Annotated in this window: 22 protein-coding genes and 1 tRNA gene; 10 read left to right on the forward strand and 13 right to left on the reverse strand. The window is 68.0% G+C overall.

The features are described from left to right. Positions 1-158 precede the first annotated feature (158 nt). From J7I44_RS05730 to J7I44_RS05740, 3 genes are read right to left on the reverse strand one after another with little or no spacing between them, the layout of a single operon-like run. Positions 159-872, reverse strand: coding sequence for a LytR/AlgR family response regulator transcription factor (locus J7I44_RS05730; RefSeq protein WP_209617204.1), 714 nt, complete (start codon positions 870-872; stop codon positions 159-161). Then, complete coding sequence (locus J7I44_RS05735; protein WP_209617207.1) at positions 869-1,903, reverse strand: sensor histidine kinase; 1,035 nt, start codon at positions 1,901-1,903, stop codon at positions 869-871. Before J7I44_RS05735 ends, J7I44_RS05730 begins: the two co-directional genes overlap by 4 nt. A gap of 25 nt (positions 1,904-1,928) precedes the next feature. Continuing rightward, positions 1,929-2,858 (reverse strand): alpha/beta fold hydrolase, encoded by a 930-nt coding sequence (locus J7I44_RS05740; RefSeq protein WP_209617211.1) that lies wholly within the window; start codon positions 2,856-2,858, stop codon positions 1,929-1,931. Positions 2,859-3,063: 205 nt separating this feature from the next. Here J7I44_RS05740 and metF point away from each other — a divergent pair, with 205 nt between their 5' ends. The 3 genes from metF to J7I44_RS05755 all read left to right on the forward strand — a co-directional run bounded on the left by metF (position 3,064) and on the right by J7I44_RS05755 (position 5,402). After that, positions 3,064-3,888 carry a methylenetetrahydrofolate reductase [NAD(P)H] gene (gene metF / locus J7I44_RS05745; RefSeq protein WP_209617214.1) on the forward strand — a complete coding sequence of 275 codons (825 nt, stop codon included), beginning with the start codon at positions 3,064-3,066 and terminating at the stop codon, positions 3,886-3,888. A gap of 31 nt (positions 3,889-3,919) precedes the next feature. Further along, on the forward strand, positions 3,920-4,423 hold the full coding sequence (locus J7I44_RS05750; RefSeq protein WP_209617217.1) for a DUF4124 domain-containing protein: 504 nt from the start codon (positions 3,920-3,922) through the stop codon (positions 4,421-4,423). Between the two features lie 61 nt (positions 4,424-4,484). Then, positions 4,485-5,402 (forward strand): branched-chain amino acid transaminase, encoded by a 918-nt coding sequence (locus J7I44_RS05755; protein ID WP_209617220.1) that lies wholly within the window; start codon positions 4,485-4,487, stop codon positions 5,400-5,402. Positions 5,403-5,512: 110 nt separating this feature from the next. Here J7I44_RS05755 and J7I44_RS05760 read toward each other — a convergent pair whose 3' ends face one another. From J7I44_RS05760 to J7I44_RS05785, 6 genes are all read right to left on the reverse strand, one after another. Next, entirely contained in the window at positions 5,513-6,805 is a 1,293-nt protein-coding gene (locus tag J7I44_RS05760) for a sensor histidine kinase (RefSeq protein ID WP_209617222.1), read from the reverse strand. Continuing rightward, entirely contained in the window at positions 6,789-7,475 is a 687-nt protein-coding gene (locus tag J7I44_RS05765; RefSeq protein WP_091340102.1) for a response regulator transcription factor, read from the reverse strand. The genes J7I44_RS05760 and J7I44_RS05765 overlap by 17 nt, the downstream gene beginning before the upstream one ends. 308 nt (positions 7,476-7,783) lie before the next feature. Further along, positions 7,784-8,662 carry a 30S ribosomal protein S6--L-glutamate ligase gene (gene rimK / locus J7I44_RS05770; RefSeq protein WP_209617225.1) on the reverse strand — a complete coding sequence of 293 codons (879 nt, stop codon included), beginning with the start codon at positions 8,660-8,662 and terminating at the stop codon, positions 7,784-7,786. Next, entirely contained in the window at positions 8,659-9,156 is a 498-nt protein-coding gene (locus J7I44_RS05775; RefSeq protein ID WP_209617228.1) for an ATP-dependent zinc protease family protein, read from the reverse strand. Before J7I44_RS05775 ends, rimK begins: the two co-directional genes overlap by 4 nt. Positions 9,157-9,223: 67 nt before the next feature. Further along, positions 9,224-9,445: a Tsi2 family anti-toxin gene (locus J7I44_RS05780; RefSeq protein ID WP_209617231.1), complete on the reverse strand. Its 222-nt coding sequence runs from the start codon at positions 9,443-9,445 to the stop codon at positions 9,224-9,226. Positions 9,446-9,620: 175 nt separating this feature from the next. After that, positions 9,621-9,694, reverse strand: a tRNA-Gly gene (locus tag J7I44_RS05785). 221 nt (positions 9,695-9,915) lie between these two features. On the opposite strand from J7I44_RS05785, the gene J7I44_RS05790 reads away from it, so the two are divergent. The 5 genes from J7I44_RS05790 to J7I44_RS05810 all read left to right on the forward strand — a co-directional run bounded on the left by J7I44_RS05790 (position 9,916) and on the right by J7I44_RS05810 (position 18,072). Next, on the forward strand, positions 9,916-12,171 hold the full coding sequence (locus J7I44_RS05790; protein WP_209617234.1) for a DUF6600 domain-containing protein: 2,256 nt from the start codon (positions 9,916-9,918) through the stop codon (positions 12,169-12,171). A gap of 94 nt (positions 12,172-12,265) precedes the next feature. After that, positions 12,266-12,973, forward strand: coding sequence for a tRNA (guanosine(46)-N7)-methyltransferase TrmB (trmB, locus tag J7I44_RS05795; RefSeq protein WP_209617237.1), 708 nt, complete (start codon positions 12,266-12,268; stop codon positions 12,971-12,973). A gap of 560 nt (positions 12,974-13,533) precedes the next feature. Next, positions 13,534-15,351: an SLC13 family permease gene (locus tag J7I44_RS05800; protein ID WP_245187979.1), complete on the forward strand. Its 1,818-nt coding sequence runs from the start codon at positions 13,534-13,536 to the stop codon at positions 15,349-15,351. Between the two features lie 227 nt (positions 15,352-15,578). Next, complete coding sequence (locus J7I44_RS05805) at positions 15,579-16,760, forward strand: hypothetical protein (RefSeq protein WP_209617245.1); 1,182 nt, start codon at positions 15,579-15,581, stop codon at positions 16,758-16,760. 349 nt (positions 16,761-17,109) lie between these two features. Then, positions 17,110-18,072, forward strand: a complete 963-nt coding sequence (locus J7I44_RS05810) for an ATP-grasp fold amidoligase family protein (protein ID WP_209617248.1) — start codon at positions 17,110-17,112, stop codon at positions 18,070-18,072. Positions 18,073-18,870: 798 nt separating this feature from the next. Here the strand turns inward: J7I44_RS05810 and cysN are convergent. From cysN to J7I44_RS05825, 3 genes are all read right to left on the reverse strand, one after another. Further along, positions 18,871-20,775 (reverse strand): sulfate adenylyltransferase subunit CysN, encoded by a 1,905-nt coding sequence (gene cysN / locus J7I44_RS05815; protein ID WP_209617250.1) that lies wholly within the window; start codon positions 20,773-20,775, stop codon positions 18,871-18,873. After that, on the reverse strand, positions 20,775-21,752 hold the full coding sequence (cysD, locus tag J7I44_RS05820) for a sulfate adenylyltransferase subunit CysD (RefSeq protein WP_209617266.1): 978 nt from the start codon (positions 21,750-21,752) through the stop codon (positions 20,775-20,777). Before cysD ends, cysN begins: the two co-directional genes overlap by 1 nt. Before the next feature lie 331 nt (positions 21,753-22,083). Beyond that, the gene (locus tag J7I44_RS05825) at positions 22,084-22,911 is read right to left on the reverse strand and encodes a hypothetical protein (RefSeq protein ID WP_209617268.1); all 828 of its coding nucleotides are present in this window, start codon (positions 22,909-22,911) and stop codon (positions 22,084-22,086) included. Positions 22,912-23,262: 351 nt separating this feature from the next. Between J7I44_RS05825 and J7I44_RS05830 the strand changes: the two genes are divergently transcribed. Continuing rightward, the gene (locus J7I44_RS05830) at positions 23,263-24,126 is read left to right on the forward strand and encodes a hypothetical protein (protein ID WP_209617271.1); all 864 of its coding nucleotides are present in this window, start codon (positions 23,263-23,265) and stop codon (positions 24,124-24,126) included. A 277-nt stretch (positions 24,127-24,403) separates the two neighbouring features. Continuing rightward, complete coding sequence (locus J7I44_RS05835; protein WP_209617275.1) at positions 24,404-25,297, forward strand: ATP-grasp fold amidoligase family protein; 894 nt, start codon at positions 24,404-24,406, stop codon at positions 25,295-25,297. An 87-nt stretch (positions 25,298-25,384) separates the two neighbouring features. On the opposite strand, the gene J7I44_RS05840 is transcribed toward J7I44_RS05835, so the two are convergent. Next, positions 25,385-25,996, reverse strand: coding sequence for a sulfotransferase family protein (locus J7I44_RS05840; protein ID WP_209617277.1), 612 nt, complete (start codon positions 25,994-25,996; stop codon positions 25,385-25,387). Between the last annotated feature and the right edge of the window lie 292 nt (positions 25,997-26,288).

Raw genomic sequence — 26,288 nt, forward strand, 5'->3', positions numbered from 1 at the left:
AGAAGCAGGTTCCCGCAGTGTGTTCGTGTGCCGCGAGCTTGGCTCCCTCTCCCCTCCGGGAAGAGGGTCGGGGTAAGGGGTCACGCTTGCGACAGTGGTGGCTGTGATCTTGTGCGAGCTCCCGTGATGGGGCCGCCATACGGCCGCACAAGGACACGCTAGAAGGCCATCTGCTCGCGGAACTGTCGCGCCTGCCGACGCGAGAGCTCCACTTCGCTGCCGTCCTTCAGGGTCAGCACGTAGCCATCCCCTACGGACGGCTCCACCGAGCAGATCATGCGCAGGTTGACCAGCGTGTTGCGGTTGGCGCGGAAGAACAGCGCCGGGTCCAGTCGGGACTCGAGCGCGTTGAGGCTGCGTGCCAGCAGTACGCACTGGTCGCGGAACCACACGCGGGCGTAATTGCCGTCGACCACGATGCGCTGGATCTCGCCCAAGGTGACGAACCAGCAGCGCTCGCCTTCGCGCAGGAACACCTTGTCATTGGCGCCGAGCAGTTCACGCGCGGGTGCGGCCGGTGTCGCCGCGCCTGCGCGCTCCAGCGCCGCGCGCAGGCGTTCGGGCGCGACCGGTTTGACCAGGTAGTCCAGTGCGTTCGCTTCGAAGGCGCGCACCGCGTACTGGTCGTAGGCGGTGGTGAACACCACGGCGGGCACGGGCTGCACGCCCTCGATCACGTCGAAGCCGCTGCCGGAGGGCAACTGGATGTCCAGCAGCAGCAGGTCGGGCCGGAGCGAGGCGATCGCCTCGCGCGCGGACGGCACGTCGTCGGCCTCTCCCACGCACTCGGCGCCGGCGATATCGGCCAGCATCGTGCGCAGTTCCTGCCGCGCCAGGCGCGCGTCGTCGACGATAAGGATGCGCAGGCTCATTGGGCGATCTCCAGGCGGGCGCGGACACGGCCCTCATGCTCGGTCAGTTCGAAACGGCCATCGCGCCCGAGGTGCGCGCGCAGATAGGCAAGACCCACGCCGTGGCCGCCGTTGCCGGTGCCGAGGCGGCCCGGATTACTCACGTCCAGCCGCAGCATGCCGTCGACGCAATGCGCGTGCAGCTCCAGCTCGCCGCCGCCGGGCGTCACCGCGATGCCGTGGCGGATCGCGTTCTCCACCAGCAGCTGCAGCGCCATCGGCGGCAGCCGCGCATCCAGCGCGGCAGGCGCGATGTGGCGGTTCACGCGCAGGCGTTGCTCGTAGTGCACCGCCTCGATCGCCAGGTAGTCATCGACCACCGCCAGTTCCTCGCCCAGGCGCACGCGCTCGCGGTCGTTCTGTTCCAGCGCGTGGCGCAAGGTGTTCGACAGCCGGGTGACCATCTCGCGGGCGCGCCCGGTGTCCTCGTTGATCAGCGCACGCAGATTGTTGAGCGCGTTGAACACGAAGTGCGGATTGAGCCGGGCGCGCAGCGCATCGCGCTCCAGCGCGTTGCGTTCGGCCTCCGCACGCAGGCGTGCGATCTCGCTGTGGCGGGCGCGTTCGAGCACCCGCGCACCGGCCCAGCCGGCGGTCCACAGGCCCAGCACGATGGCGGCGTTGAACCAGTAGACCAGCACCGCGGCGGGACGGTAGTCCAGCCGCCCGCCCGGCATCGCGACCCAGTGCAGGGCCACCGCAGGCACCATGACCAGCGCCACCACCGCCTGCACTGCCAGCGCGCCGATCATCACGCTGGCGAGCAGGCGGCCGCTCAACGCCCAGCCATCGCGTTGCAGCCAGCCGCGCCGCAGGGCGAGCGCACGCAGGCCGCTGGAAACCAGATACATCGCCAGCGCGATCGTCACGAACAGCAGCAGCACGCCGGACCCGGACATGCCGTAGCCCGCGCCGAAGGCCAGGCTGATCGCCAGGTAGATCGTCCACGGCACCAGATTGAGCCACCCGAACCACCGCCGTCCGTCGCGCACCGTCGTTCCCCGCAAAGGACCGCGCTCAGCGCGCGGCCGTGGCCTTGCCGTCGATGAAACCGCGCAGCTGCGACTGCAGCCACTGCGGGTCGTCCCACATCAGGAAATGGTAGCCGGCCTGGCTCATCTCCACGCGCACGCCGTCGAGCTTCGCGTACTGGCTGCGGAACAGCTGCGCGGTCGACTCCTTGGTGGCGCCATAGGGCGCGTAGGCCGCCCACGAGGCGAGCACCAGCGTGGGCGCCTTGATCGCGCCCAGCGACGGGCGCAGGTCGGTGGTCATCATTTCGCCCATGGCTTCGGCCGTGGTGGCGCGGTCGCTGGCCATGCCCCAGCCGACGATCTGTGCCACGCGCGCCGGGGCGTGCACCATGCCGCGCGCCGTCGCTTCGGCCTGCGCCCGGTAGGCGGCGGCGTCCGCGTTGAGCGTCCGTGCCTTCAGGCCGGCGACCACCGACTGCATGCTCTGCGCGGTGGCGGCCGGGTTCTGCGCGGCAGGCAGGAACGGCAGCGCGTCGACGATCACCAGCTTGCCGATCGCCTGGGGCTGAGCGATCGCCATCTTCAGCGCGACCACGCCGCCGAGGCTGTGGCCCACCACCACCGGATGCGCGAGGTGGTGCCGGGCAAGGTAATCGAGCAGGCCCTGGCTCATGTCGTCCAGGTAGTGCTCGCTGGCGACCGCCGGCTGTCCGGCGAACCCCGGCAACTGGGCGATCAGGCACTGCACGTGATCGGCCTGCAGCGCGGCGCAGGTTTCCTTCCAGGTGTCCGCGCCGCTGTTGAGGCCCGGGATCATCAACACCGGCCGGCCCTCGCCCACCACCGTGACGGTGATGCCATGGTCGGGGGCGTCGGCGGCGCGGGCGTCGCGGGCGGCCAGGCCGGTGGCGCCAAGGGCGAGGGCCAGGGCGGCCAGGCGGATGCCGCGGCGGATCAGGGTAAGGCTGGACATGGCAGGTCTCCTGTCGGTTTGGGATGACGAGAAGGCTGCGCGTCGACGAACCATCGCTGGGGCAAAACATGACGAACGGTCGGCAGCGGTGACGAACGGCTGCCCGGGCGGGGTCGACCCGCGAACGATCGCCGCCCTGGGTATCTATCCTTTTATCGCGATGAACGGATAGAATGCCCGCCTGCCCCGCAAGGACCTGCCGCCCATGGCCGCGATCAGCTTCGAGTTTTTTCCGCCCAAGACCGACGAGCAGCGCGCGCAACTGGACCGCGCCGCGCAAGTGCTGAAGGCGCATGCGCCCGATTACGCCTCGGTCACGTTCGGTGCGGGCGGCTCGACGCTGAGCTACACCGGGGAGACGGTGGCGCGACTGCACCACGAACACGGGTTGCCGGTAGCGCCACACCTCTCATGCATGGGCGGTACGCGGGCCGAGATCGCCGCGCTGCTCGATGGTTACCGGGCCGCCGGATACCGGCGCATCGTGGCGCTGCGCGGCGACCTGCCCTCCGGCATGGCCTCGCCGGGCGACTTCCGTTACGCGGCGGAGCTGGTCGCCTTCATCCGGGAGCATTCCGGCAACCATTTCCTGATCGAAGTGGCCGCCTACCCGGAAACGCATCCGCAGGCGGAGGATGCGCTGCGCGACCTGGCTCACTTCAAGGCCAAGATCGATGCGGGCGCCAATGGCGCGATCACGCAGTACTTCTTCAACCCGGATGCGTATTTTCGCTTCGTGGACGACGTACGCCGGCTGGGCGTCGCCGTGCCGATCGTGCCGGGCATCATGCCGATCACCAACTTCAGCCAGCTCAAGCGCTTCTCCGACGCCTGCGGCGCGGAAATCCCGCGCTGGATCGCCAAGCGCATGCAGGCCCACGGCGACGACGCCGAAGCGATCCGTGCGCTGGGCGCCGAGGTGGTGGCGCAATTGTGCCGGCGCCTGCTCGAGGGCGGCGCGCCGGGACTTCACTTCTACACGCTGAACCGGGCCAAGGCGACGCAAGCGGTTCTTGCGCAACTGCACTGAAGCTTCGGGATCGGGCCACTATGCTCGGGCGATGCCCCTGCTGCGCCTCGCCCTTTTGCTGTTGCTGGTCATCGCCGCGCTGCCCGCCCGCGCGCAGTCGCCGATCTACCACTGCATCGCCGCGGACGGCCATCCGGTCTTCACCGACCAGCCTTGCGCCAATCTGCAGGCCACGCCCGCGCCCACGTCATCCGCGGCGGCCGAGGCGCCTTCGCTGCGGCCGCCGGCAGTCACCTGTGCCGCCGACGTGGACCAGCTGCGCGGCGCGGTGATCGACGCGTTCGCCAACGCCGACGCCAACCGCCTGGCCGGATTGATCCTGTGGGGCGGGTACGGCGAGCACGCCGTGGTGGCCGATATCCGTGCACTGGCCGCGCTGATGCGGCGCCCGCTGGTAGGCATCGACCTGCCATCGGACGGAAACGGATCGGAACTGGTGGTGAGTACCGTGCCCGAGGACGGCAGCGAGGAAAGCGGCCAGACGCGCTTCGCGATCGAGCCACGCGCCGGCTGCCTTTGGCTGCGCCCGGAGTAGGCACGCGCGGGCGACGGTGCCCCGCCGTTATCATGGGCGGTCCCCTGCAGGAGAACGAGCCATGGCGCAGCAATACCCCGAGTGGATCTGGCAGAACGGCACGATCAAGCCGTGGCGCGAGGCCACCACCCACGTGATGTCGCATGCGCTGCATTACGGTTCCTCCGTGTTCGAAGGCATCCGCAGCTACGCCACGCCCGACGGCGCGGCGATCTTCCGCCTGACCGACCACTTGAAGCGCCTGTACCAGTCCGCGCGCATCTACGACATGGTCCTGCCCTACTCGCAGGACGAGCTGGCCGCGGCCTGCCGTGAAGTGATCAGGAAGAACGGCCTCAGCGCCGCCTACCTGCGCCCGGTGGCCTATCGCGGCCTGGGTGGCTTCGGCCTCTCTGCCGAGACGCCGATCGACGTGGCGGTGGCCGCGTGGCCGATGGGCCCGTATCTCGGGCCGGAGGCGCTGGAACAGGGCATCACCGCCTGCGTGTCGAGCTGGCAGCGGTTCGCGCCGAACACCATTCCGGCCGGTGCCAAGGCCGGCGGCAACTACCTGTCCGGCCAGCTGATCGCGCGCGAGGCCCGCCGGCTGGGCTTCGGCGAAGGCATCGCGCTGGCCAACACCGGCCTGCTCAGCGAAGGCGCGGGCGAGAACCTGTTCCTGGTCTTCGATGGCGTGCTGCACACCACGCCGGCCAGCGCCTCGATCCTGACCGGCATCACCCGCGACACGCTCAAGACGCTGGCGCACGAGGACGGCATCGAGGTGGTCGAGCGCGACCTGCCGCGCGAGTACCTCTACCTGGCCGACGAGGTGCTGATGTGCGGTACCGCGGCGGAGGTCACGCCGATCCGCTCGATCGACGGCAAGCAGGTCGGCAACGGGACCGCCGGCCGCGTGACGCGCCGGCTGCAGGAGCTGTACTTCGGCCTGTTCGACGGTCGCACCAACGACCAGTGGGGCTGGCTGGAGCCGGTCTGAGCGACCACAGCGCTTCGCTAAAAAATGGGCCGCGACGCGGCCCTTTTTTATGGTCCCGCGAGCCCCGGCCCCTCACCCCAACCCTCTCCCCATGGGGAAAGGGAGCAGGTCTAGGCGGGCTCGAACACCAGGCTGGCGATGGCGCCATTGGCGTCGCTGCGCGGACGCATCGAAACCTGCCATCCATACAGATCGCACAGGCGGCGCACGATCGCCAGGCCGAGGCCGGCGCCGCTGCCGCCGGCACCCTCGCCGCGCACGCCACGCTGGAACAGGCGTTCGGCATCCTCCGGCTTGATACCCGGGCCGGTATCGATCACCTCGATGCGGCCGTTGCCTACTTCGACCCGCACCTGGCCTTCAAGCGTGTACTTGATGGCGTTGCCGATCAGGTTGGTGAGCGCGACGGAAAGCACCGAAGCGGGCGCATTCACGCTCACCGCATCGCGGATGGTCAGCTCGATGTCCAGCGGCTTGTCACGCATCTGCGGGCGCTGGCTCTCGATGACGTCGGCCGCGACCTTGGCCACCTCGGTGGTCTCGCCACGGGTGGGACCGCGCCGTTCGGCGCGCGAGAGCAGCAACAGGGCCTCGATCAATTCGGTGGCCTGGCGCGAGGCGCGCTCGATGCGCTTCAACCGTTCGCGCAGCTTGTCGGTGAGGTCGGGCGAGCCCTGCAGCAGTTCGGTGGTGCTGGCAATGACCGCCAGCGGCGTGCGCAGTTCGTGGCTGACGTCCGAGTTGAACTCGCGGTCGCGCTCGACCATCGCAGTCAGCCGCGCGGCGTATTCGTCCAGCGCCAGCGCCAGCTCGCCCACCTCGTCGTCGGCGAAGTGCGATGCCAGCGGCTCCGCCTTGCCGGCCTTGCGGAAGTCGCGCAGGCGCGCGGCCAGTTCGCTGACCGGCTTCAACACCTTGCGCGACAGCCACAGGCCGATCGCGAGCGAGAGCAGGCCGAACAGGAACACCGCCGCGATCACGCTGATCAAGAGCTGCTGCTTGCCCAGCTCTTCGCGCGTCACGTCGTAGCGGACGAAGCTGATGATGTGGTTCTCGCGGTACACGGCCAGCTTGTAGTGATGCTGCTTGCCGTCCTCGCCCTGCTCGTAGATGTCATGGACGCCGGTGTCCAGGCCCTGCCAGGCCAGCGGCGCCTTGTAGAGCGTGCGATCGCTCTTGGTCATGCCGGTGATCAGCTGCGAACCGGGGCCAGGCGCGTTGGGATGCTCCTGGGCGTAATGGTTCGCGTAGCGGGCGTCGTCGAGCAGGCTGGCGTTGACCAGCTGGTCCTCCACCCGCGTGCGGATGTTGAGCGCCGCAAAAGCAAACAACGCGCTGAGGCCGAAGCCGAACAGCGCGAAGGAGACGATCAGGCGGAACCGCAGCTTACGCCTGGACAGCATCCGGCTCGACCATGCGGTAACCGATGCCGTGGCGGGTGTGGATCAGCGGCTTGTCGAACGGCTTGTCGATCGCCGCGCGCAAACCGTGGATGTGCACGCGCAGCGAATCGGAATCGGGCAGTTCCTCGCCCCATACGCGCTGCTCCAGGTCCTGCCGGGTGACCACCGAAGGGCTGGCCTCCATCAGCGCCTGCAGGAGCTTGAGGCCGATCGGGTTCAACTGGATCGACTTGCCGTCGCGGCTGACGGTGAGCGTGTCCAGGTTGTAGGTCAGGTCGGCGACCTTGAGCACGCGGCTCTGCGGGCCCTTGCCGCGGCGCGCCAGCACTTCCAGCCGCGCGGCCAGCTCCTGCAGGGCGAACGGCTTGGTCATGTAGTCGTCGGCGCCGGACTCGAAGCCGGTGAGCTTCTGCTCCAGCGCATCACGCGCGGTCAGCATCAGCACCGGGGTCTGCTTGTGTGCTTCATGGCGCAGCTTGCGCGCCACGTCCAGGCCGTCCATGCCCGGCAGGGTGAGATCCAGCACGATCACGTCGAAATCGTGCACCACGGCCAGGTGCAGGCCGGTCACGCCGTCGCCGGCGAAATCGACCACGTGGCCACGGTCTTCCAGATAGTCGCCGATGTTGGTCGCGATATCGCTGTTGTCTTCGATCACAAGGACACGCATGCGCCACTCCAAAGGCTACTGGTCGATCAAGGGCAGCAAGCTTAACAAGCTCGCCGACGGATGGCCGGCTGGGCCGGGCCGCGGCCAATAAAAAGGCCCAGATGCCCGACTCGTCGTCGCTGCACCTGGGCCCAAGCTTACTGCCCCGATACCGAATCTGCCGGTGTCGACCAGGTGGTCGCCGCCAGCACATGCAGTGGGGTCTTTATAGGGCCCAGGCGGTTACGGTGCGGTTAACCATGTCTCACATGGCCGTTAACGGACGCGCCCGGCGCACTCGTTCTAGTGCAGCGCTCGTGAAGAAAAGCTCAGGCGCGCGCCTGGTCTTCCAGGTGCCGGATGATGTGGCCGGAGACGTCCACGCCGGTGGCCGTCTCGATCCCTTCCAGGCCTGGCGAGGCGTTGACCTCCAGCAGCAGCGGCCCACGCGCCGAGCGCAACAGGTCCACGCCGGCGATCCCCAGGCCCAGCGCACCGGCCGCACGGATGGCGATGCGCTTTTCCTCGGCACTCAGGGTGGCCTTCACCGCGGTGCCGCCGCGGTGGAGATTGGCGCGGAAGTCGCCTGGGCTGGCCTCGCGCTGCATCGCGGCGATCACCTTCCTGCCGACCACGAAGCAGCGCAGGTCGCTGCCCTTGGCCTCGGCGATGAACTCCTGCACCAGGAAGTTGGCATACAGCCCGCGGAAGGCCTCGATCACGCTCTGCGAGGCACTGCGCTTCTCGGCCAGCACCACCCCGGTGCCCTGGCTGCCTTCATTGAGCTTGATCACGTGCGGCGGCTCGCCAAGCATCGCCAGCACGTCGTTGGTGTCATCCGGGTTGTCACCGAACACCGTCACCGGCATGTCCAGCCCGTGCGAGGCCAGGATCTGCAGGCAGCGCAGCTTGTCGCGCGCGCGCAACACCGCGTCCGACGAATTGGGGGTGTAAACGCCCATCATCTCCAGCTGGCGCAGCACCGCGGTGCCGTAGAACGTGGCGGTGGTACCGATGCGCGGGATCACCGCGTCGATGTCGCGCAGCGCCTTGCCCTTGTAGCGCACCGACGCCTGTCCGGGCGCGATGCGCACGTAGCAACGCAGCGGGTCGAGCACGCGTACGACGTGGTTGCGTTCGCGCGCGGCCTCGACCAGCCGACGGGTCGAGTAGAGCCGAGTGTTGCGCGAGAGGATCGCGATCTTCATGGAAGCTGGCCGTGGTGAGGGGGGTTGGCGACCCGCGCCACCGGCTCGGCGGCGAAGACCGGGCGCGGGCGTGGCTGGGTGTAGGAAAGCGAAGGATCGACCGCGAAACGTCCATGCAGCGCGCTGCGGCCCAGGAGCATCGGGAACAGCATATGCCGGCGGTCGGTCAGGCTGATTTCGATCGGATAGCGTTCCCCCGCCAGCAGCACGTCCGTGCGCACGAACCAGCGCTCGGTGCCGTGCCCGCCGGTGTCGGTCACCACCCGTCGGCCCAGCGCCGGCGCCTCGCACTGCACGCTGCTCGGGTGCAGGCGCCGGCCGACGGTCATCGAAAAACGTAGCCAGGTCGCGCCGCCTCGTTCGAACGGCTCAAGCGCGTCCACGTGCAGCGAGCTGGAGCGGGCGCCGGTATCGAGCTTCGCCTTGAGCATGTCGATGCCCAGCTGAGGAAGCGCCAGCCGTTCGCGCCAACCGAGGGTGATCACGTCTGTCATGGGCGTGGGGCCGGGGAGAGATCGATGGGACGTGCAGCTTCCGCCATGGCGGTCGAGCGGACGTGAGTTAACCGCCGACCAGTTCGTGGTAGGGCGGCAGGTTGATCACGGTTGCCGCCTCGCTGTCGTAGGCGTGCTCCAGGTCCTCCGCGGCGCGCGACCAGTCTTCAAGCAGCTGGTACGCCTCTTCGCCAGCGGCGCCACTGGCCAGCTCATCGCGCAGGGAACGCAACTGCCAGTCGACGGCCTGGATGGCGATGACCAGCGTCTGCGCTTTGATCCGAGGCATGGCGGCTCCGTACTTATGACCCGGCTGCATGCCAGCCACTTCGCACGCCTTCGCGGACGCAGCGCCAGCCATGTTGTCCAGCGTTGCCCCTTGGGCCCACGAAGCCGTCACCCGCATCGTCGGCGATACAAAGCCGCGTGGTTGCCAGCGACTGCCAGGGGCCAACGAAGGGAGTTGGAGCGGGTGAAGGGAATCGAACCCTCGTCAGTAGCTTGGGAAGCTACAGCTCTACCATTGAGCTACACCCGCGTTCGCCGCCGATGGTAACCCGGGAGGCGGGAGTTGGGGAACGGGGCCGGGCACGCCTGCGCCCGTCGGGGCTACCCGCATGGAGCATGAACCGCAGATGGCGGCCGGCTGAACCGTGGGCGACCCGGCGCGTTGGCCGACGACAGGTGAGCCCATAATCGGTCATCGCCTCGTGACGTCAGCCGTTTCCATGGCGCGTACACGGCGAAAGGGAAAGACCCATGCGTGCACTTTCGAATCTGCAGCTGTTCTGGCGCTCCTGCGCCGCCACCGTGCTGCTGTGCGGCGCCGGCGCCCTGCACGCGCAGGCCACCGACGACGCTGCGGGCGATCCGCCCGACCGGGTTGCCCGCCTGTCCTACCTGGAGGGCGACGTCGGCCTGCTGCCCTCGGGTGCGCAGGACTGGGGCGATGCCGGGATCAACCGGCCGCTGACCACCGGCGACCGGCTGTCCAGCAGCCAGGGCGCACGCGCCGAGCTGGAACTGGACGGCGCTGCGCTGCGCCTGGACGGCGACTCCGACGTTGGCTTCCTGCAGCTGGATGACCAGCTGGCCCAGCTCGAACTCACCCAGGGCACCCTCAACCTCACCGTGCGCCAGCTCGACGACGGCCAGAGCTACGAGATCGACACACCCAACGTGGCGCTGGTAGTCGACCATCCGGGTAATTACCGCGTGGATGTCGATCGCGATGGCCGGTCCACCCGCATCACTGCCTTCGACGGCAGCGCCACGGTCTATGGGGAGAACGACGCGCGACGGCTGGTGATCGCCGGGCGCAGCTACCGCTTCGGCGACTCCGCATTGACCGGCGTGGAGGTGGAAGACATCGCCGGCGGCGACGACTTCGATGCCTGGTGCGACCAGCGCAGCCGCCGCTACGCCGACTCCGAATCGCGCCGTTACGTTTCCGAGGACGTGATCGGCTACCAGGACCTGGATCAATACGGCGAATGGCAAAGCGATCCGGAATACGGGCAGGTCTGGTATCCGGCCCGGGTCGATGCCGGCTGGGCGCCCTACCGCGACGGCCACTGGGCGTGGGTCGGCCCGTGGGGCTGGACCTGGGTGGACGACGCGCCCTGGGGCTTCGCGCCCTATCACTACGGCCGTTGGGCCTGGCGCAACCGCGGCTGGTGCTGGGTTCCCGGCCCGATCGGCTGGCGGCCGGTCTACGCGCCTGCGCTGGTTGCCTTCGTCGGCGGCAATCACTGGCGCGCCTCGATCGGCAGTGCCCCGGTCGGCTGGTATCCGCTCGGCCCGGGGGACGTCTACGACCCGTGGTATCGCGGCAGCCGCCGCTACTACACCCAGGTCAACGTGACCAACATCCACGTGCACAACACAGTGATCGTCAATCGCGTCGACCGCCGCTACCGCGACTGGCACCGCGGCATCGCCCCGCCAGTGCGGGCTTTGCGTGAGGGCGGCCCGCGCGGCTTCACGGCGGTGCCGGGACGCGTCTTCGCCGGCGCCGACCGCGTGCAGCGCCATCGCCTGGATATCGATCCGCGCAAGCTCGACGGCGCCCGCCTGCTGACCCGCAACGCCACGCCGAAACCCACACCGCACAGCTTCGCGCCGCCGCGCGGCCCGAAGGCCCGGCCGCTGCCGGCGCAGGGTTTGCGGCGGGAGGTCGTGGCGCGCCATGCGCCGCGCATGGAGCGCGTGGCCGAGCGCATCGACACGACCCGACCGCGCGCCGCCGCGCCCACGCACGTGCGCGTGCTGCGTCCGCGTGCCGACACCCTGCCGGCGGTGGCGCACATCGCCCCGGCCAGACGTGCGGACGCATCGCCTGACGTGCGTCGCGCCCCTGTCGACATGCGCGGCTCACGCACCGGCGCACGGGCGGATCACAACGGACGCGAGTCCCGCGGCCTTGAGCGATCCGTGCGCACCGCGCCGCGCGAAGCCCCGCTTCGCCAGGGCGAACTGCGCTCGGCGCGCTTCGTGCGCGACCATGCCGTGCGTCCGTCAGCCGACCCCCGGCCGGGGGTGAGTTTCATCTCCTCCGCCGAGGCCGACCGCGAACGCGCCGCGCGCGCCGTGCCGACGCTTCCGCAGGTGCCGCGCATCGAGCGCAACGACAGGCCGCGCGCCTCGATGCAGCGGCCGGACGCCAATGCAGGTCCCCACCTCCAGCGCGCGCCCGCCGATGCCCGGATCGCGCCCCGGCAGACCATGCAACGGGCGCCGGACGTGCGCGGCAACGACCGCCTCGCCCAGCCGTCGAACATGCGCCGACCCGACTTCGACGCGGCACTGCGCAACCGCTCGGCGCCGCCGCAACCACAGCGCTTCCAGCGACCGCCGGACTTTCGCCAGATGAAGCCCGTGCCGCACGCGGCCCCCGCGCAGCAACGCGAATCGGCACCGACGCCAAGGCAGGCGCCGGCCGCGCGGTCGCAGGCGCCGGCGCCGGCGGCACATCCGCGCCACGTATCGGCGCGACGGTTCGATCCCGAACATTGATTCTTGGCGGCGCCCTCGCGGCGCCGCCGCTACAATGCGCCACCCCGCGGCATGGCGCGCCCGTCGTCATGCCATCGCACTGCAGGCGCATGCCGTGAACGAACAGCCCGAACATCCCCAGAGCTCCCCCTACCTGCGCCGCATCCGCAGCTTCGTGTTGCGCGAAGGCCGCATGACGCCCGCACAGCAGCGCGCATTCGACGCCCACTGGGCCCGCTTCGGTATCGACTACACCGGCGCGGTGCAGGATTTCGATGTGCGCTTCGGGCGTGCCGCGCCGCGCGTGCTGGAAATCGGCTTCGGCAACGGCGAGGCGCTGGCCTGGGCGAGCGAGCACGATCCGGTGCGCGACTACATCGGCGTGGAAGTGCACGGCCCCGGCGTTGGCCGCCTGATGAATGCGCTGGCCGCACGCGAGGCCGGCAACGTGCACCTCTACAAGCACGACGCGGTGGAGGTGCTCGAGCACGAGATCGCGCCGGATACGCTGGCCGAGGCGCGGATCTGGTTTCCCGACCCGTGGCACAAGAAGCGCCACAACAAGCGACGCATCGTGCAACCGGAGTTCGTCGCGCTGCTCGCCACGCGCATGGCACCCGGCGGCCTGCTGCACCTGGCCACCGACTGGGAGCCCTACGCCGAGCACATGCTGGAAGTGATGGAAGCCGCGCCAGCCTGGCGCAACGCCATCGCACCGGGCCAGTACGCCGAGAAGCCCGCCTGGCGCATCGAGACGCACTTCGAGCGGCGCGGCCTGAAGCTCGGGCATGGGGTGTGGGACCTGCTCTACCGCAGGGCGTGACGCTCGGCGCCTGCCCTCCGGAAGAGGTCGGGATGAGGGGCCGCACTGGGTATCGACCCCGCTCATCGGGCTCGGTTGAGAGCTTCGCGCATGGATCGGCTTCCCCGCGAGCCCCGGCCCCTCACCTGTCCTCTCCCCGGCGGGAAGATGGTTCAAGAGCAAGGCCGCGTGCATTGGCCCCCTTGCGATTGACCCTCTCCCTCTCTCCGGAGGGGGAGAGGGTTCAAAGGCAGGGCCGCGTGCATTGGCCCCCTTGCGAGTGACCCGCGCCCTCTCCCCGCCGGGGAGAGGGCTGGGGTGAGGGACCGCACTGGCCTCAGCCCTGCTCACAGGGCCGTGGGTCGAGGCTTTGCGCATAGGCGGCTTCCCGCGAGCCCCGGCCCTCACCCTGCCCTCTCCCGGAGAGGAGAGGTTCACCAGCCGCAGCAACGCCCCGCTTATACTGGCGGGCAAACAGGGACGGGCCGCCGCCGCGTGAGGGATCCACTGCAAAACACCATCGCCTTCCACCTCCAGCCTTACCTGGACGCTCGCTAGTGGCCCTCGCGCTCACCCCCGAAATGATCCTGGTGCTCGGGCTGGTGGGCTTCACCATGCTGATGCTGGTGCTGGAGTGGATCCGCGCCGACATGGTGGCGCTGCTGGTGGTGGTGGTGATCGGCCTCACCGGCCTGATCCCGTCCGACCGCGTGTTCAATGGCTTCGCCGGCAACGCGGTGATCGCGATCATCGCGATCATGATCATGGGCGCCGGGTTGGACCGCGCCGGCGTGCTGTCGCTCACCGCCAACTTCGTCATGCGCATGGCGCGCGGCAAGGAATCGCGGCTGGGCGTGGTGATCAACTCGGTGACGAGCCTGTTCAGCGCGGTGATCCCGAGCCAGGCGCTGGCCGCGCTGATGATCCCGGTGACTAGCCGCCTGTCCGCGCGCACCGGCGTGCCAATCTCGCGGCTGCTGCTGCCGATGGGCTTCTGCATCCTGACGGCGACCAACACCACGCTGATCGCCAACTCGCCGCTGATCGTCCTCAACGACCTGATCGCCAGCGCCAACGCGAACCTGCCGCCCGGCGCGCACACGATCCCGAAGTTCGGCCTGTTCAGCGTGACCCCGGTCGGCCTGGTGCTGGCATTGCTGGGCATCACCTACTTCTGGCTGTTCACCCGCAAGCTGCTGCCCGAGCGCGAGGACGAGCGGCTGAAGGTGACCCCCGGCCGCACCGAGAGCTACTTCGCCGAGACCTACGGCATCGGCGGCGAGACCGCGGAGCTGACCGTCACCGCGGAGAGCCCGCTGGTCGGCATGAGCATCGGCGAGGTCGAGCAGCTGCACGGCGCGCCGTTGATCCTGGCGATCAAGAGCGGCAACGACGCGCGCATGGCGCCGCCGGTCGACTACGTGATCTGGGTCGGCTCGGTGCTCGGCGTGCTGGCGCCGCGCGAGGAGATCAACCACTTCGCCAACAACCAGCTGTGCAAGGTGTCGCCGCGCATGCGCCAGCTGGGCGAGTTGTTCAACCCGACCCGCGCGGGCATCTCCGAGGCGGTGCTGCCGCCGTCCTCGCGCTTCCTCAAGCAGAACGTGGGCGACCTGCGCCTGCGCAAGCGCTACGGCATTTCGGTACTGGCGATCAACCGCGGCGACCAGGTGTTCCGCGACGACGTCCGCGGCGTCAACCTGCGCGCCGGCGACACGCTGGTGCTGCACTCGAGCTGGCGCGACCTGGCGCTGGCGGCCGAGGACAAGGACCTGGTGGTCGTCACCGACATCCCCAAGGAAGAACAGCGCCCCGGCAAGATCTGGCAGGCGGTCGGCTTCTTCCTGCTGGCCAAGTGCCTGGCACTGTTCACCCACCTGGACCTGTCGGTGGCGATGATGACCGGCGCGATCGGCATGCTGCTGACTGGCGTGCTGAACATGGACGAGGCCTACAAGGCGGTCAACTGGAAGACCATCTTCGTCACCGCCTGCCTCATTCCGCTGGGCTGGTCGATGGACGCCACCGGCACGGCCGCCTGGCTGGCGCAGGAGGTGCTGGACAAGCTGGGCGGCGCCTCGCCGTGGGTGCTGCAGACGTGCCTTGCGGTGCTCACGCTGCTGTTCTCGCAGGTGATGTCCAACGTAGGCGCGACCGTGATGATGGTGCCGATCGCGATCAGCGTGGCGGTAGCCACCGGCGGCAATCCTTCAGCCTACGCCCTGATCGTGGCGGTATCCTCGTCCAACACCTTCCTGCTGAGCTCCGGCCATCCGGCGCTGATGATGGTGGCCGGCCCCGGCGGCTACCGCGGCAAGGATTTCCTGCGCGTCGGCATCCCGCTGACGCTGGCGATGCTGGTGGCCACGCTGGTGGTCATCAACCTGCTTTTCGACTGATTCTTCACTGAATCGCGAAGCGGCCGCGACAGGCCCTCCGGCCCCTCCCTTGCAGGCAAGTCGCGCCTGTTTCCTGTTGACGAGAATTGCACTGGTGCCTGCCTACTCTCTCCGGAAGCTCCTTCGCGGGAGCCAGGGAACGGGGATATCCGGTTTTGCCTGCACATGCAGGTGTGCCGTGTCAGCGACGGGATAGCTACGTCTGCCGGCATGGCCCGATCAGGACGATGGGACTAGCCACTATGCAGTACTCCCGGATACTTATCGCTTGTCTGACGGCTGCCTGCGTTTCGGCGTTGGCGATCGCCATTCTGTACCGGTTGGCCGGCGCCTGGGGCCTGGTCGACCGCCCGGATGAACGCAAGCATCACGTAGGCCACATCCCCTTGATCGGTGGACTGGCGGCCTTCCTCGGCGTGCTTGCCGGTGCCGTCGTCGATGGGCAGACCCACCTCTTCACCAACGTGCTGCTCGCCACCGCGGCCGTGCTGGCATTGGTGGGCGCGCTGGACGACCGCTTCGACCTGAGCGTGCGCGCACGGCTGCTGGTGCAGACCGCCGCCGTGCTGGCCATGGTCGCGTTCACCGGCGTGCATATCCATACGTTGGGTCACTTGTTCGGCCACGAGTTCGAACTGGGCGTGTTCGGCATCCCGCTGACGGTGGTCGCGGTGATCGGCCTGCTCAACGCCTTCAACATGATGGACGGCATCGACGGCCTCGCCGGCATGCTCGCCCTGGTCAGCATCGCCGCGATCATCCTATACCAGGGCCAGCCGCAGTGGCCTGGCGTGATCGTGCTGGTGCTGCTGGCCGGCGCACTGGTGCCCTACCTGGCCGCGAACCTGGGCCTGGTCGGCAAGAAGATCTTTCTCGGCGACGCCGGCAGCATGGTGGTGGGCTACATCCTGGCCTGGACGCTCATCCACCTGAGCCAGAGCGTGCCTGACAACGAGCTTTCCACCATCGACGTGCTCTGGTGCGTGGCGCTGCCGGTGCTCGACACGCTGCAGGTGGTGGTGCGCCGCATCCGCGAGGGCAAGAGTCCGTTCAAGCCGGACCGCGGTCACATCCACCACATGATGCTGCGCGCCGGCCTGGGCCCGCGCACCACGCTGGTGGCTCTGGTGATGCTGGCCATCCTGTTTGCGCTGACCGGCATGCTGACTCACTCGCTGGCGCCCGGCAGCAACCTGATCGCCTTCGGCGCACTGACGACGATCTACGTGACGGCGATGGCCCGCCTGTGGCAGAAGCAGCAGTCGGCACCGTCCACGCCGCAGCCGCGGCCGACGCTGGAAGCGGCGGAGCTGCCGAGCAACGTCGTTCGGCTGCGCTCGTCGGTCACCCTGCTGTCCTCCTACAGCAAGAACAGCCACGGCCCCAAGCGCGGCTCGGCCGCCAAATAGCACCTTTCGCCAGGCGCTTGCGGCACCCCCGGCTTGCCCCTTCCGGCTGGCCGGTCCGCACCGAAACGGCATGCGGGCCGGCCCACGCCGTCGGCAAGCCCACCGCACCGCCGCATGCGACCGGCCGCCTCGCTTGCGCCGCCCTACACCCGCCCTTCCGTGACATTGCACGTTGCATCGACTACGCACGCCCAACAATTACGTCATCCCTTATCCATGGAAATCGCCAGAGCGTGAGTTCGACCGTTCACCCGACACCGCAAGACCGCTTGCCGCCCCGGACGCGGAACGGCGGACAACCCAGGGCGCGGAGCGGTCACGGACACTCCGCCCCGCAGCAGGCAGCACGATGACGCGCAAGCTCAAAGCCTTCAGGGAACAGGTATCGCCGCTGGTGATGGCGCTGCCCGACTGCGCCTTCTATCAGTACAAATACCTGATGACGCACGGCCGGCCCTGCCGTTTCGAGCGGCCACGCCGTTTCTCGGAAAAGATCTTCCACCGCATGCGCTACCCCTCGCCGCTGTTCTCCCGCCTGGCGGACAAGGTCGAGGTACGCGGCTACGTAGCCAACGCGGTGGGCTCGCAGTATCTGGTGCCGGCCTACCTGATCGCCGAGGAAGTCGGGCCGGAAACCTTCGACACCCTGCCCGGCAGCTTCGTGATGAAGGCCAATCACAGCTTCGGCCAGCTTCGCATCGTGCTGGACAAGCGCGACGAAGACCCGGTCGTGCTGGCGCAGCTGGCCAACCAGTGGATGGCATCGGAATTCCCGATGCGCATGCGCGAGAAGCATTACCGCTATATCCGTCCGCGCATCATCTTCGAACACGCCCTGTTGACCGATGGCCGGCCGCCGGCCGACTTCAAGTTCAACGTGTTCAATCCCGGGCCGGGGCAGAAGCCCTACGTTTTCATCCAGCACATGCAGGGCCGTTTCGAGCACCTGACCCAGGATCTCTACCTGGAGGACTGGCGTCCGGCGCCTTTCCAGTTGCTGCACCAGAAGACCAGCGGTTGCGCCGCCCCTCGCCCCGAAAAACTCGACGAGATGCTGCACGTCGCGCGCAAGCTGGCCGAGCCACTGGGATACATGCGCGTGGACCTCTATCTGCACCAGGGTCGCATCTACGTCGGCGAACTCACGCTCACGCCGGGTGCGGGTCGATATGTGTTCGAGCCGAAGGGATGGGACGAGGCCCTGGGCGCCAAGTTCGGCTGGCCCGAACCGGGCCCCTACGGGGAGGACGTTCCACCGAACGGCAGAAACGCCACGGCGCCGGCGACGCATGTCGCCAGCACCCTCGATTGAGGCCACGAGCGACTGGCTCCCTCTCCCCGGAGGGGAGAGTGTTCCAGAGCAAGCACGCACGGCTCGGACCACGCGAGCAGCCGGCTCCCTCTCCCCTCCGGGGAGAGGGTTGGGGTGAGGGGTCGCACTAGCCTCGGGCCTGCTCGTCGCAGAGGCTCTGAAGCGCTCTCCGCCCGCCACCCTTCCCCGCGAGCCCCGGCCCCTCACCCTGTCCCCTCCCGGAGGGGAGAGGGTTCAAGAGCAAAGTACGCGCAGCTCGGGCAACGCGAGCAGACGGCTCCCTCTCCCCTCCGGGGAGAGGGTTGGGGTGAGGGGTCGCACTAGCCCCGGGCCTGCCCGTCGCAGAGGCTCTGAAGCGCTCTCCGCCCGCCACCCTTCGCCGCGAGCCCCGGCCCCTCACCCTGCCCTCTCCCCGGAGGGGAGAGGGTTCAAGAGCAAGTACGCGCAGCTCGGACAACGCGAGCAGATGGCTCCCTCTCCCCTCCGGGGAGAGGGTTGGGGTGAGGGGTCGCACTAGCCTCGGGCCTGCTCGTCGCAGAAGCTCTGAAGCGCTCTCCGCCCGCCACCTCTTCCCGCGAGCCCCAGCCCCTCACCCTGCCCTCTCCCCGGAGGGGAGAGGGTTCAAGAGCAAAGTACGCGCAGCTCGGACAACGCGAGCAGCCGGCACCCTCTCCCCGGAGGGAGAGGGTGCAAGAGCATCAGGCGAATTCGCCCAGCCGGCATGCCCACGAAAAACCCCCTCCCGGAACGGGAGGGGGCTCGGAATCGCAGGTCTGTTGGGGGCCACAAGGGCCCGGGTTACTGCCCGAGCAGACCGTCGATGATCCGCTGCGCCAGCTCGTCCACGGAGGCACCCATGGTGTCCAGGTGCATCTCCGGGTTTTCCGGGCGCTCGTACGGCGAGTCGATGCCGGTGAAGTTGCGGATCTGCCCGGCCTTCGCCTTCGCGTAGAGGCCCTTCGGATCGCGCTGCGCACACACCTCAAGCGGCGTGTCGACGAACACCTCGCGGAACTCGCCGTTCTCGAACAGGCTGCGTGCCATGCCACGCTCGCTGCGGAACGGGCTGATGAAGGACACCATCACGATCAGGCCCGCATCGACCATCAGCTTGGAGACCTCCGCCACGCGGCGGATGTTCTCCACGCGGTCCTCGTCGGTGAAACCCAGGTCGCGGTTGAGGCCATGGCGCACGTTGTCGCCGTCGAGCATGTACGTGTGGTAGCCCATCGCGTGCAGGCGCTTCTCCACCACGTTGGCGATGGTCGACTTGCCGGAACCCGACAGGCCGGTGAACCACAGGCAGGCCGGCGTCTGGCCCTTGATGCGCGCACGCGCCACGCGATCGACGTCCGTGTGCTGCCAGTGGATGTTGTCGGCGCGGCGCAAGGCGAAGTTGAGCGTGCCGGCGGCCACCGTGGCATTGGTCTGGCGGTCGATCAGGATGAATGCGCCCAGCTCGCGGCAGTCCTCGTATGACTCGAACGCGATCGCGTGGTCCAGGCTCACGTTGCAGAAGCCGACCTCGTTCAGTTCCAGGCGCTTGGCGGCACGCTTCTCCTGCGTGTTCACGTCGACCCGGTGCTTGATCTCGGTCACCTGCGCGGTGACCATGCGCGCGCCGATCTTCAGCCAGTACGGACGGCCCGGCAGCAGCGCGGCGGCGTCCATCCACAACAGGTGCGCGGCGAACTGGTCGGCCACCTGCGGCGGCGAGGAGATCGAGGCGATCACGTCGCCACGGCTGATGTCGCGCTCGTCCTCGAGCTGGATCGCCACCGCATCCCCGGCGGCTGCGCGCGGCAGGTCGCCGTCGGCAGTGACCAGGCGCGCCACGCGCGAACGCACGCCGCTGGGCAACGCGACGATCTCGTCGCCCGGCGCGATCGAGCCGGCCACCACCTGGCCCGCGTAGCCGCGGAAGTTCTGGTTGGGACGGCAGACCCATTGCACCGGCATGCGGAACCCGAGCTTGCTGGTGACCCGCTCCACCTGCACCGTCTCCAGGTGCTCGAGCAGGCTCGGCCCGTTGTACCAGCCCATCACCTGCGAGCGGCTGGACACGTTCTCGCCGGCCAGCGCGGAGAGCGGGATCGCGGTGACATTCTCGATACCCATCTGCGCCGCGACCAGGCGGTAGTCGCTCTCGATGCGCTTGAAGGTGCTCTGCGCGTAGTCGACCAGGTCCATCTTGTTGACCGCCAGCAGCACGTGGCGGATGCCCAGCAGGCTGCAGATGTAGGTGTGGCGGCGCGTCTGCGTCATCAGGCCCTTGCGCGCATCGACCAGCACGACCGCGAGGTCCGCGGTGGACGCGCCGGTGGCCATGTTGCGCGTGTACTGCTCGTGTCCCGGGCAGTCGGCGACGATGAACTTGCGCTTGTCCGTGCTGAAGAAGCGGTAGGCCACGTCGATGGTGATGCCCTGCTCGCGCTCGGCGGACAGGCCATCGACCAGCAGCGCGAAATCGAGTTCGCCGTTCTGCGTGCCGTGGCGCAGGCTGTCGCCCTCGAGCGCGGCCAGCTGGTCGTCGAACAGCAGCTTGGTGTCGTACAGCAGGCGACCGAGCAGGGTGCTCTTGCCGTCGTCGACACTGCCGCAGGTGATGAAGCGCAGCAAGCTCTTGGTCTCGTGCCGCTGCAGGTAGTCGTTGATCGCGGTGACGGCGTTGTCCGGCGCGGTATCGGTGATTTGCAGATCCATCAGAAATACCCTTCCTGCTTCTTCTTTTCCATGGAGGCCGAGGCGTCCTGGTCGATGATGCGACCCTGGCGTTCGGAGGTGCGCGCGATGAGCATTTCCTGGATCACCGCCGGCAGCGTGTCGGCGTCGGACTCGATCGCCGCGGTGAGCGGGTAGCAGCCGAGCGTGCGGAAACGGACCTTGCGCATCTGCGGCACTTCGCCGGGCTCCAGCGGCATGCGGTCGTCGTCGACCATGATCAGCTGGCCCTCGCGCTCGACGATCGGGCGTTCCTTGGCCAGGTACAGCGAGGGCACCTCGATGTTCTCGCGGTAGATGTAGAGCCAGATATCCAGCTCGGTCCAGTTCGACAGCGGGAACACGCGCACGCTCTCGCCCTTGTGGATGCGCGTGTTGTAGAGGCTCCACAGCTCGGGGCGCTGGCTCTTCGGATCCCAGCGGTGCTGCGCGTTGCGGAAGGAGAACACGCGCTCCTTGGCGCGCGACTTCTCCTCGTCGCGGCGCGCGCCGCCGATGGCCGCGTCGAACTTGTACATGTCCAGCGCCTGCTTCAGCGCCTGGGTCTTCATGATGTCGGTGTGCACGCTGGCGCCGTGGCTGAACGGATTCACCCCCTGCGCCGCGCCTTCCTGGTTGGTGTGCACGATCAGCCGGCAGCCGGTCTCCTTCGCGCGGCGGTCGCGGAAGGCGATCATCTCGCGGAACTTCCAGGTGGTATCCACGTGCATCATCGGGATCGGTGGCGGCGCCGGGTAGAACGCCTTCTGCAGCAGGTGCAGCAGCACCGAGGAATCCTTGCCCACCGAATAGAGCATCACCGGGTTGGCGAACTCGGCCGCCACCTCGCGCATGATGTGGATCGCCTCGGCCTCCAGTCGCTTCAGGTGAGAGGAAGCGGCGAGGCGCTGCAGATCGGTGTCCCGCGCGGTTTCCGTGCGCGGCGCGGCGTGGTCTTGGGGGGTGGCGGCCAGAGTCATGGGCAGTCCTGTTGCAGTGGGGCGCCAAGGAGGCAACCGTGACGTTGCATCTTGGACAAGCGTTTGTGAAAGAAATCGGTAGCCTTGCGTTATGCGATTCCGGAACAAGGGGCCGCCTGGACGTCGCCGGCAGGCGGCCCGCTTCACTGCCGGCATACGCCTGTTGAACAAACGCCGGCGGGCTGGGCAATTCTTTCAACGCAAGCGTGGAAGCGCTGTCAGAAGGGCGTGCCGGAGAGATGAAACGCAAAGTAGTCGGAACATGGCCCGATCGCGCTGCGTGAAGCCGCAGAAGGCCTCGCCGGGATGACCGGCGCGTGAACGCGCCCCGCTACACCGGCGCGGTCGCACGCCGGTCGCAGGCACCAGCCCCCGGGGCGAGGTAGCCGAATTTCTCCACGATCAGCTTCTCGCGCTCGGCAATCAGCGCCTCGGTCGCGGCGTCGTAATAGAACTGCGCGCCGTGCTTCTTCGAAGACGTATTGGTCTTCGGTCGCATGCGGATCTCCTCGACCGTGGCCGGCGGCACGGCAATGTCGGCGCGGGCCAGGGCATCGAGCAGGTCCGATTCCAGCCGCTCGTTGCGGATGAAGGCGTCGATGAAGCAGTGCCGGCTTTCGTGCGCCGCCAGTTGTTCTGGCGTCACGATGGATTTCAACGCGCCCAGCCCGCCCTCACGGCAGGTGAACAGCTTCATGTAGCGCCATGTCAACAGGCCGGCAACCCGGTTGGCGGGCCACTTCCAGTAGCCCTCACCGATGTCGGGCCAGTAGGTGGGATCGTGCAGCATGTGCAGCCACTGCCGGAATGCGCCCGGGTCGTTGGCATCGCGGTAGGTGCGTCGCCATTGGTCCGCGTGACGGTTCGGGCGGCTCTGCAGGAACTCGGCCAGCGTCTGCATCGGGTGCTTCTTCCAGCCGCGGCCGCGGCCGCGCCAGCCGTCGGTGGTGACGTTGTAGAACACCGTGCCCTTGCCATCGCAGCCATAGGCCCAGTGCGAGACGTACCAGTCCCACGGGTTCCTGATCGAGCCGAGGAAGAAGCGGTCGCCGGTGAACAGGTGCGCTCCGGCCTGGTTGTGCTTGTCGATGAGCTCGCCCCCGACGATTTCCTTGAGCAGCTTGCGGATGTGGGTGCATCCGGTCTTCTGCAGTTCCACGAAAACGATCCTGTCGGAAACAAACATATCGGCTCCATCGTTGGCTGTTGCCCGCGGGCGGCGTCATCCGTGCATGGCGGTCGGCGCGTCACCGGTGACGTGCCGCGAAACGCCGGGACGTTGCCATCGCGTTTGTCGTAGGTGGGTGAATCGGCGGCGTCATGCGCCATGAGCGGCCCAAGCGAGGTCAGCAGTTCACCGCTCTACGACAGAACCGATGGCAACGTCGCCGCTACGGCGGTCGCCTACACCTGCGCGACGCTGCCGGCCAGGAGGCTCGCCCGCACGTGCGGGCGAGCGCGCGTGGGCCGGCCAGCGCGACGCGCATGACCCAAGAAACCTGGAGTACCTATGTTCGTTTCCGACAGGATCGTCTTTCTCGAACTGCAGAAGACCGGATGCACCCACATCCGCAACCTGCTCAAGGAGATCGTCGGCGGCCGCCTGGTGATGCGCCACAACCAGGCCCCCGAGGAGGTGTTCACCGGCGACCGTTTCTTCCTGGGCTCGGTGCGCGACCCATGGGACTGGCACGTGTCGCTCTGGGCCTACTGCTGCGATGGGCGGGGCGACCTTTACAGCAACCTGAGCACGCCGGGCATCCGCCTGCGCGACCACGGCTGGAAGCGGGACTTCTTCTCGGTGCTGCGCCTGGTAATGGGCATGCGGCCGAACTGGCATACCAAGGAGTGGCAGCGCACCTTCCGCGACATCAACGATCCGGGTGCTTTCCGCGAATGGGTGCGCATGCTGCACGACCCGGGCTACTGGCGCGACATCGGCGAGGGTTACTGGCGCTTTCCGGTCAATCGCTTCGCCGGCTTGCTGACCTGGCGCTACATGCGCCTGTTCACCTGCCGCAAGAACCAGTTCGGCACGCTGCGGGCGGTGACCACGCCCGAGCAACTCATCGAGCACGAGCGGCAGCACTGCTTCGTCGACCGGTTCATCCGCAACGAGCACCTGGAGGCCGACCTGCTCGAAGCGCTGCGGGCCGCGAACGTCGAGGTGCCCGCGCAGAAGGTCGCCGAGCTGATGGAGCGGCCCAAGACCAACACCTCCTCCAAGAAGCGCGGCCCCGGCTATTACTACGACGAGCAGACCGAAAAGCTCGTCGGCGACCGCGACCGGTTCATCGTGGAGAAGTTCGGGTATCTCGCCCCGAGTGCCCGGGCCGCGTGCGACCAGGCGCAACGGGCGCGACAGGCGATCTGAAGCATCGGAACGTCGGTTGCGACCATCGGGTCTTGCGGGACCCGTGCTACCCAATACACAAACGATGTCCCCTCCGGCAAACGCAACCCATCGCCGTTCCGGAGGCACTCACCGGCAGGCATGCGCAGTGATGACGGGTCCGGGGCCTTGAAGTAGCGTCGCCCCGCTGTCCGGGGTGGTGGTTCAGGCCCGGTCAGGCGCGTCGTCGAATGGCACCAACCCGCCTTGCGTACCGTCTTAAGGACGGGTGGTCGGAAGGACAGGAAGAGAGAGCGTCATGAAGATCCTCGCGCCCAAGAAGGCCATCAAGCGCCTTTTCAATTCGCTTCCGGACGCTGGGTTCTACCAGTACAAGTCCCTGCAGGTGCATGGACGGTTCTGCAATTTCCGCAACCCGAAGCGCTTCTCCGAAAAGATCTTCTACCGGATGCGCTATCCGGTGCCCGTGTTCACCACGCTGGCCGACAAGGTCGCCGCGCGCGACTACGTCGCCCGCACGGTCGGTGCGGACTATGTGGTGCCGGCGTACCTGTCCTGCGACTTGGTCACGCCTGCGACCTTCGACAACCTGCCCGCCTCGTTCGTGATGAAGACCAGCAATGGCTTCGGGCAGGTCAAGATCGTCCGCGACATGCGCAAGGAAGACCCCGCGCAGCTGGCCGCGCTGGCCAACGGCTGGCTCGCCGCGGGCGCTGCCTCGCGCAGCCGGGAAAAGCACTACCTCTCGATCCCGCCGAAGATCCTCTTCGAGAAGGCGCTGCTGGACGGCGGCAATGCGCCGGACGACTACAAGTTCAACGTGTTCAACTCGCCAGGCCGCGAGCCGTTCGTGTTCATCCAGCACATGCACGGCCGCTTCCGCGATCTCGAACAACAGCTGTACCTGGAGGACTGGTCGCCGGCGCCCTTCGAGATGGACCTGCCACTGCTGCGTCCCAGCTCAGGCACCACCGAGAAGCCCGAGGCGCTGCCCGAGATGCTGGCGCTGGCCAAGAAGCTGGCGCAGCCGCTCGGTTACCTGCGCGTGGACTTCTACGTGCACCAGGGCAAGGTCTACGTCGGCGAGCTGACCGTCACACCGGGCGCGGGCACCTATGTGTTCACGCCAAAAGCCTGGGACCTGTCGCTGGGCGAGCGCTTCGGCTGGCCCGAGCATCCCACCGAAGCCTGAGCGGTCCCGAGGATCTGCAGGAGCCCGGACGTACAAAACGCCCCGAGCGGGGCGTTTTGAACATCCGCAACGGACAGGTTCCTGTCGTCAGGCCAGCCGCACGCCCATGTGCGCGAGCTGCGCCTTGCCCTTCTTCAGCAGCTTCGCGACCAGTGCGCGATCGCCGGCCTTGTTGGCGTGGGGGAACGGCATCGCAGGCATCGGCTTGCCCAGGAAGGGCGCGAGCTTCTCCCAACCGTCGCCCTTGGCCAGCTCCATCACCAGCAGGTCGTCGGGACGATCGCGGAAATACTCCTGCACCTCGCGGTTGTGCGTCTCGTAGCGGCGGACGTAGACCTCCTCGTTGCCTTGCGGGCAGCCGTGGGTATCGCCGTAGATCCACTTGCGCATGGCCGTCTCGCGCTCGCCGAAATGCTTGAGCTGGCTGCGCAGCCACGACTCGGTACTGCGCATGGTCAGCACGAACTTGCTGCCCGGGTAGCGCAGGTCCAGCTCCCTGTAGAGGATCGGCCACGGGTTGTCCTGGAACGCGTCGTACTTCTCGACCAGATCCCAGGCCATCGGGCGAACCTTGGTGGCGATGTCCGGATTGCGCACGCCGTTCGGCCCGGTCACCCGGTAGCCGAGCACCTGCAGTGCCTCGGCAAGGCTGGTGGTTCCGGTCTTGTGGAAACCGATGCAGAAAACTTTGGCCGTCACCTTGGATCTCCTTGTGTGCGGTATCGGGTACGCGCGGTGGTTGTTGATCGACGGCTGCGGCGTTTGCACGTCGTTGTCCGGTGCTGGGCGGCCGCCGTTTGCGAAGGGCCGCCGCCCATGTCGGCTGTCGTCCCTGGCCCGCGGCCGCACCGCAGCGAACGTTGCCATCGCGGCCGTCGCAAGCGGGTGAATGGCGCGCCTGCCGAAGGTGCCGAAACCGCCGGCCGCCACCACCATCTCCCGCGTTCGAGGAGGAAGGCTCCGGAGCGCGACTGCGCGCTCTGGTCGCGAT

The sequence above is a fragment of the Frateuria flava genome, from assembly GCF_017837635.1.
In the GTDB taxonomy this organism is placed as follows: Bacteria; Pseudomonadota; Gammaproteobacteria; order Xanthomonadales; family Rhodanobacteraceae; genus Frateuria_A; species Frateuria_A flava.